General features: G+C 57.9%; 5 protein-coding genes and 2 pseudogenes. 3 read left to right on the top strand and 4 right to left on the bottom strand.

Annotated features, from left to right (window positions below):
- Nucleotides 1–76: 76 nt before the first annotated feature.
- Nucleotides 77–240 (bottom strand): annotated as a pseudogene (locus AC5ZFO_RS46570) (DDE-type integrase/transposase/recombinase); the annotation flags it as partial.
- Between the two features lie 108 nt (nt 241–348).
- Between AC5ZFO_RS46570 and AC5ZFO_RS46565 the strand changes: the two are divergent.
- Nucleotides 349–630: an IS3 family transposase gene (locus AC5ZFO_RS46565; RefSeq protein WP_496124079.1), complete on the top strand. Its 282-nt coding sequence runs from the start codon at nt 349–351 to the stop codon at nt 628–630.
- A 49-nt stretch (nt 631–679) separates the two neighbouring features.
- Here AC5ZFO_RS46565 and AC5ZFO_RS46560 read toward each other — a convergent pair whose 3' ends face one another.
- From AC5ZFO_RS46560 to AC5ZFO_RS46550, 3 genes are read right to left on the bottom strand one after another with little or no spacing between them, the layout of a single operon-like run.
- Entirely contained in the window at nt 680–1,063 is a 384-nt protein-coding gene (locus tag AC5ZFO_RS46560) for a hypothetical protein (RefSeq protein ID WP_496124078.1), read from the bottom strand.
- Nucleotides 1,064–1,071: 8 nt separating this feature from the next.
- The gene (locus tag AC5ZFO_RS46555) at nt 1,072–3,225 is read right to left on the bottom strand and encodes a peptidase domain-containing ABC transporter (protein ID WP_496124081.1); all 2,154 of its coding nucleotides are present in this window, start codon (nt 3,223–3,225) and stop codon (nt 1,072–1,074) included.
- 30 nt (nt 3,226–3,255) lie between these two features.
- Nucleotides 3,256–4,392, bottom strand: coding sequence for an HlyD family secretion protein (locus AC5ZFO_RS46550; RefSeq protein WP_496124080.1), 1,137 nt, complete (start codon nt 4,390–4,392; stop codon nt 3,256–3,258).
- Between the two features lie 684 nt (nt 4,393–5,076).
- Between AC5ZFO_RS46550 and AC5ZFO_RS46545 the strand changes: the two genes are divergently transcribed.
- Both AC5ZFO_RS46545 and AC5ZFO_RS46540 read left to right on the top strand, forming a co-directional pair.
- The gene (locus AC5ZFO_RS46545; protein WP_496124077.1) at nt 5,077–5,220 is read left to right on the top strand and encodes an IS3 family transposase; all 144 of its coding nucleotides are present in this window, start codon (nt 5,077–5,079) and stop codon (nt 5,218–5,220) included.
- Between the two features lie 1,157 nt (nt 5,221–6,377).
- Nucleotides 6,378–7,419 (top strand): annotated as a pseudogene (locus AC5ZFO_RS46540) (IS110 family RNA-guided transposase).
- Nucleotides 7,420–7,602: the final 183 nt, after the last annotated feature.

Here is a 7,602-nt window from a genome sequence, read left to right as displayed (position 1 = left end):
CCGTGTCGAACGTCGACTTACAACTTTCATCGCAACCTCCAACTTCACGGTGTTGCGACGACCGTTTGAATCCGCCCTGCGCGCCGCGATCGGAGTGATGGATCACAATCCAGCCTGCGGCCGTTGCTGCCGGATGGCCATCATCAGCGCCGCGGATGTGAGTTTGACCTGCATATGATCCTGCATGGCCTAGCCGACGATCTTTCGGCTGAAGAGATCCATGACGGCCGCCAGGTACAACGGTCGCGGTAGGGACGCTGGTTTCCCAGCGCGCCCCGCTCAGATCCGTACGTGCGGAGCTACCGCATACGGCTCCTGCTTGGGTCATGACGTGTACCGCGGATTGGGATGCGGATGACAGGCGCGGACTTTCGGGATGTATCGCCTAACGTGACGCTGGAATCGCATACCCTGAAGACCGAGCTCGTTCACCATCGCGACTACAAGACCCGCGCCGAGCCCCAACGCGATATCTTCGCCTTCATCGAGGGCTCCTACAATCGAACTCGGCTCATTCCGCAATCGGATATATCGCCCCGATCGAGATGGAGCCGTCTACTTTTTCGGGGGAAGATCACCACATTCACGCCCTTCGAGGTTCAGACAGGAAAGGGGGCGCACCTGAGCTGAGGTCGCTCGCGAGGTCCCTTGCTCAGGTCGAAATCGACGGTGATATTGCCTAGGCGATCGTAAGTCGCTGTGCGTTCCGTAGGCGCTCGACGGCTTCACTGCCGTCCAATTGCCAAATCCAGAGATAGCGACCGTCATGACCTACCGTGGCATAGCGCTGCACTATCGGTGCATCGTCGAGCCTGTAGCTCACGTCAACCATTTCCGGGCGGATATCTGTACCGAACTTCAGGAGCGGCGTTGCCTCGCCGTTGATGCAACCGACGTACAGCGTCGCGCCAACGCTGCGCAGTTCTGCAACGATCGCGGTGTGTCCCGGAAGCATTTTGAATCGGTGGATTTCCCAGCCAAACGAAAGATATTCAATGGTGGCGCTAAGCAGAACGAGCAGAGCGTGTTTAACGAAGCAAGCGTTGAGTGCGATCAGCATCATCTGCAACTTTAGCTGGCCCCTGTTTGCGTCTGCCACAAGCGAAGGTAAGCGGCTTCACCCAGCAGATCAGTATGCCTGCCTTCAGCAACGATCCGTCCCTTGTGTAACATGACAAGCTTGTCGGCAGCACGGATAGTGCTGAGTCGGTGAGAGATGACCACGATGGTCTTGCCGGCACGACGCAAATCATCAAGGAGCTGGTGAATAGTGGCTTCGGCAACGGAGTCGAGAGAGGAGGTCGGCTCGTCAAGGATCAGGATGTCCGGATCCCGATACAGAGCTCGGGCCAACGAAAGGCGCTGCTTTTCGCCGCCAGAGAGCCGCACGCCGTTTTCGCCTAGATAGGCATGGAACCCTCCCGGCCAATTCTCGATCACCTCCCGCAACCCAGTTTGATCGCAGACCTTCATAATCCTGTCGATCTCCGGTTCGAACTCGCCAAGCGCGATGTTCTCGATCACCGAGCCTGAGAATACGTCCGTCGACTGCGGTACCGCAGCAATAACCCTACGCAGGGATACGGTCGAGAGGTCTTTGATGTCATAGGAACCGATCCGAATGCGGCCACTCTCAAGGGGGTAGACGTTCTGCAGCAGCGCCGCAAGGGAGCTCTTGCCCGAACCGCTTTCTCCCACCACGGCCGTCATTTCGCCTCGACGGAAGGTGAGGTTAAGATCTTGAAAGAGCTTCGGCTGCGAGCCATGGCGGAAGGTGACGTTCTCCAGGCGGATATCACCAAGCTCGGATTTGGTGGCATCAATGCCGCCGCCGCGTGGCGGCTCAAGGTCGAAAATCTCGAACAGGCGATCCGCCGCGATAAACGCGTCCTGAGCGATTCTGTTGGTTTGGATCAGGTTGGCGACAGGGCGGGTGATATAGCCGAGCAGTGCGTAGCAGGAAAGTAACTCACCCGGAGTGACGGCCTGATCCAGAACAAGCGTCGTACCAAACCACATTAGCAGGATTGTGAAGAGAGTTGAGAGAAAGCTAGAAGCATTGTCTCCGACGATCGAGATGAGGCCGGAGCTGTAGACCGATTGCAGGGTCTTGACAAAGCGCGTTTCCATCCTGAGGCAAGTGAAGCGCTCCACACCGAAAGACTTGACTGTGGAAACAGCTCCGAGCGATTCAACCAATTGCGCCTCCAGATCGGCGGCATTCTCCATGATCGCGCGCTGGCGCGTCCTATTGAGCCGGTTAATGGCCCAATAGACTAAGACATATAGTGGGATGGAGATAGCCACGACCAAGGCGATCTTCCACGAGTAGATGAACATCAGCCCGAACGAGAACAGTATGACTAGCAGGTTGACGAACATGGTGATCGAGACGTCGTTCAGGAAGCTCCTGATTTTCACCGCATCATTCATCCGGGAGACGATTTCTCCAATGCGCATGCTATCGAAGAATTTTTGTGGTAGGCTTAGGACGTGATTGTAGTAGCCGAGGATCAAGCAAACATCGATCTTCTGCCCTGTTTGCAGGACCAGCCGGTTTCTGAGCAGGTTAATTACGATCTGCGGCACCAGGATCAGCAGCATCACGACGCTCATGAGATTGAGCAAATTGCGGTTGCCCGCTGTGATCACGTGGTCGACGATCTTCTGGACGTAAATGGCTGTCGACAGCCCGAGGAGGGTGGTTACCAGTGCGCCGACGAGAGCCTGCGTCAGAGCAGCTTTGTGCGACGCAAGCAGCCGGGCAAAGCGAAGAAGAGGTGAGGTGGTCTCATCGCGGCGCTTGAAGGTGTCTGCCGGAACCAGGAGCACCAGGACGCCAGTCCATTGCCTCTTGAATTCTTCATGCGACAGCTTGCGGATTTCGCCGTACGCGGGGTCCATGACGGTGACCCACCTCGCGTCGATCGCCTGGATCACTACGAAGTGGTGCAAGACGTCCTTGACCATCACATGCGCGATCGCCGGCTTGGGGATCTTGTACAAGCTATCGAAGCCGCCCTTGACACCCTTGGCAATGAACCCCAGCTTTTGAGCCGCTTGCAAAAGACCCGACACGGTGGTGCCGGATCGGTCCGTCGAGGCATACTGGCGGATGCGCGACAATGGCAACTTGTAACCGTAGAAGGCTCCAACGGAAGCAAGACTGGCAGCCCCACAATCCGTGATGTCGCGCTGCTTGAACTTGATGATTTGACCCGACATGCCGCTCACTGACTTCTTGGAAATGGATAATTAACGAGCCGCCAAGAGCGGGTTGAGCCAATCGTCAATCTCATCGTAGAGGAGTTGCAGGATAGTGCGCTCTGCCACGAGGAAGCGGGCTCTCACCATCATGCCTTTCTTCAGATGACCAATGATGCCATTTGTGAGCTCGAGGTAACTGCGAGAGAGGGCGCAACGGACTTTGAAGACCGGGTTCTTGTCCTGCAGGGTAAAGTCCTGCGCGACCTCTAGCACTGTCGCGTCAATCACCCCCCATTGATTGTAGTTGAAAGCATCGACCTGGAGCCTCACCGGCTGGCCAGGCTGCACGAAGCCGATGTCTTTGGACGAAATGTAGATTTCTGCCACCAGTTCGCCGTCAGGCGAGATCCAAGCGACGGTTTGCCCCGCTTGGACGTAGCTGCCGGCTGAGAGGCCGGAGAATTGCTCGAGAGCGCCGGACACGGGAGCGCGAATGCGCGTCAGGTCGCGTTCGTTCTCAAGTTGGTGCAAGCTGGCGGTGAGCTCCTGAAGGCGGAGATTTACATCGAAGAGCTGCTGATTCCATTCGGCGGATTTGCTCCGGGCGAGGATCTCGCCTTTCACCTCGACGCTCTGCAGAGCGAAGGCCTTTTCCTCAACCGCCTTGGCGGGCGCTGCAGCAACCGCGACGAGTCGCTGAGCGCGTTCGAGTTCCGCCGCGGCATTGCTGCGGGCATATTGGTTCTCTCGCAACAGGTTCATAAAATGGAGCCGCTCGGCCGTGGCGGACTCTGTGCGGAGGCGGACGGGGGTGTCGGGCTGCGCGCCGTAGGAAATCAGCGCCTCGAGGTCACTGGCACGATCGCGCTTCAGGCGGATTTCACCTGTAAGCGCACCGATCTTTTCCTCGATGACCACATCGTCGAGAGCTAGGATCTCTTGGCCTTGTGCAACGAGACCGTTCTCCACGGCAAGAACACGAGAGATGCGTCCGGAGACGGGCGCGATCAGGGGAGTCTTCTCGATGGTGGGACGAATGGTTCCGGCACTTTGAACAGAAAGCGTTACTGTGATGACGGGCAGCGACACCAACGCGGCAACGACAGACAGCACAATGATCTTGTAGATCGCGAAAGATCGTCCTGATCCTCGTGATAGGATGCTCTCTGCAGTGTAGCAGATCATTTCTGGAGGCAGTAACACGTCAGTCATACAGTTTGCCACACAATTCCACGACGATCAGCAGTTCCAAACCACTAAGCTAGATTGATCGAGTTGCGGCTGTTTCTCAGCAGATAATTCGGTTAAGTTATAGGGTTACATATCGGCCTTCATTGCGTGTCGTTCGTAGTGAAACGGTCGGTAGTGCAGGTCGGCAGCTTCGTCGGGCTGCCCAAAGAGAGACACAAGATGATTAAGTTACCGTCAGGTGAGTCGGTTGCTGCAAGACCGGGCGTCATGTCGTCTTCCCCTTCCATCATCACCGAGTTCGACACCTGTTCGATTTGTCGCGCTTGCAACACATGATGTTCGAGCGGTCTGCCGCACAATGCCACTTACGCAACAGAAGAGCGCCAGCCGAAGCTGCAACGGCGCAGTTCCCTATCCAACGATTTCAGGTTGTATGCGGTTGAGACCGAACGCGCCGCGAACATTCGAAGCCAATCCGGACTTTTAGTCACCATCACGGATTTGGTATGGAACGGGATTTTGAGATCCGGAAGATGAGCGCCCCGGATCGCCCAGCGCTCGTTGACCGCCCCATGGAGAGCTATCAGTGCGCCGGCAGTGCCAACTGCTTGGCCTAGCGCGCTCGGGCGTTTATCGACCGGCGCCGACCGCCGCAAATGATGATGACGATCGGCGCTGATGCGACAGATCGGCGAACTGGTCACGGCCTGGCCGTTCCTCGGCTCGGGGCGGACGCTGATGCTGCGGGCCGAGGGCCATGCGGTCAACCGCAAGCGCGTGCAGCGGCTGATGCGCAAGATGGGATTGCGGCGCTCGGGCTGAAGTCGCGCGCCACGAAGCCGGCGCAAAAGATTTTCCCGTTCAGATGTTCGCAACTGTAGCTGCGTGGGAGATAATGCGTTAGTTGACTGCCTTCGGTGTGAAGGACAATAGGCGGCGCACGTTCCCCGTGGGTCGCTCATCCTGATTAGACCGCCCGGCGCGCCCAATCCGGGATCGCCACCAGATAGAGGAAGCCGCTTAGTCCAAGAACTTACCCTCTGAAGCGGCGGCGGCTTCTCAGTAGTTAATTCGGTTACATCATACGCTGATATATCGGCCTTCATTGCTATCTCCTTGTCAGATGTGGAACACTCGCTGGTGCTGCTCGGCAAATTTCTTCGACCACCCGAAGAGAGAAGTGTGGAGCAATCATGCGATTTCTCCGCAAGACATCCATAACAACCGTTTTGAATTCGACCCAGCCATAGCTGAGCGCCCCCACACGCTGATGAAGTCTTAGCATTGCCCGCGACAGAGCCGTTCAACGGAACTTTCTCAAACCTTCAACCGCGGCGCACCCAAAGACCTTTCGTCGAGCACGGTGCTTTCGCGAGGTGGCATGAAGAAGAGCCTGCCTAGCGTCGCAGGATAGATTACTCGCGTCGCAGGCAGGCTCGCAGGTACGTTTGCAATTAAAGGTTAGTCGCCGCGCGGCGGATCGCACGGAATTGGACGGACCTGCCAACCACCCCCCTCAATGGGAATGACCTGCCAACCGCAACCCCAACCCTCCGGAGGGGCACCTTCCCCTCCGGCAGTTGCCCATGCTTCTTCCAGAGTCAATTCGGTTACGCCATAGGCTGACATATCGGTTCTCATACTTTCACCTTCTTGAGTAGTGACGAATGTGGCCGGTCAGCAACGGCTGCCGACTGCCGCAGCTACTTCAAGTCTCGTGCCAGCTGCGCACCGGGGCAGAAAGCGTTCTAGTGACGCTTTTCTATTGCGTAAGTGGCATTGTGCGGCAGACCGCTCGAACATGGGTTGCAAACGCGACAACAGCTCCCGTCACTACCAGCTGCCCATCCGGGTAAATCGACCAGCCAGAGGGAACTCAGGACTGGTTAAAACTTGATGTGGTGGAACGGCCCGCTCCAACAGCATCAAAGTGCTAGAACGTGGTCGTTGTTCGAACGCCACAAAGGAGGGACCATTCCGTGAAACAGGTTATCACCATCGGGCTCGATCTGGCCAAGCACGTTTTCCAGGTTCACGGGGCGGATGCCGAGGGCTCACCCGTGTTCAACCGGAAGCTACGGCGCAGCGAAGTTCTGCGTTTCTTTGAGAAGCTGCCACCATGCCTGGTGGGAATGGAAGCATGCGGTAGCGCCCACTATTGGCACGCGAGATCGCAGCTCTCGGTCATGAGGTCCGGCTCATTCCGCCGGCTTATGTCAAACCCTTCGTCAAGCGTGGTAAGACGGATGCGGCGGACGCGGAGGCCATCAGCGAAGCGGTGACCCGAAAGACCATGCGCTTCGTGCCGATTAAGACGGCTGAGCAACAGGCTGCCGCGATGGTGCTGAAGACCCGCGCTCTTCTAGTGCGGCAGCGAACGCAGGCGGTCAACGCGTTGCGCGCGCATCTGGCAGAATTGGAAATCATCGCCACCGCCAGCCTGGCAAAGGTTGAGGCGCTGGTCGCAATCATACGGGATGAGCCAGATGCTCGCCTGCCCGCAGCAGCGCGCTTCGCGCTGATGGCTATTGCCGACGAGATTGAAGCTTCAGCCGACCAGATCGAGAGGCTCGAGCGCGCAATCGTCGTGGAGGCCAAGCGCGACGAGGACATGCGTCGGTTGACCACAATCCCTGGCGTCGTCGCCATTACGGCGGCGACCATCAAGGCGCTTGTGCCGGATCCCGGCGGGTTCAAGTCGGCTCGCCACTTTGCCGCCTGGCTGGGATTGACGCCGCGGTCTCATTCAAGCGGAGGCAAAGACGGCTGGGACGAATATCGAAGATGGGAACTCCGGAACTCCGCTCTCTCCTCGTCGTCGGGGCAACGGCCGTCTTGCGGGGTGTCCGAAACGACGCTCGGGCGCGGCCGTGGCTGAAGGCCCTTCTCGCCAGACGGCCCTTCAAGGTTGCCGCCGTCGCGCAGGCCAATAAGACGGCGCGGATCATCTGGGCGCTCCTGAACAAGGGCGGAATTTATCGGCGTCCCGACCCATTGGCGGTTACCGCGGTGACGCAGTGACCACCAAAACGATCTGACCGGCGCAGGCCGGCAGAGGGCAAGGTGCAACAACAGGCGATGAACCCTTGGGACGAAATCCCGAAACGAGTGAAGCTACTGCCGCCGATGCGCTCAAGCGCGTAAACTTGATTTGGCTCCTCGTTCCGCGGATCTCATCGAGGCCAGCGGCCATATTGTGCCGCG

It is taken from the genome of Bradyrhizobium sp. Unk1 (genome assembly GCF_059512345.1).
This window is presented reverse-complemented; position numbering and strand designations above follow the sequence as displayed.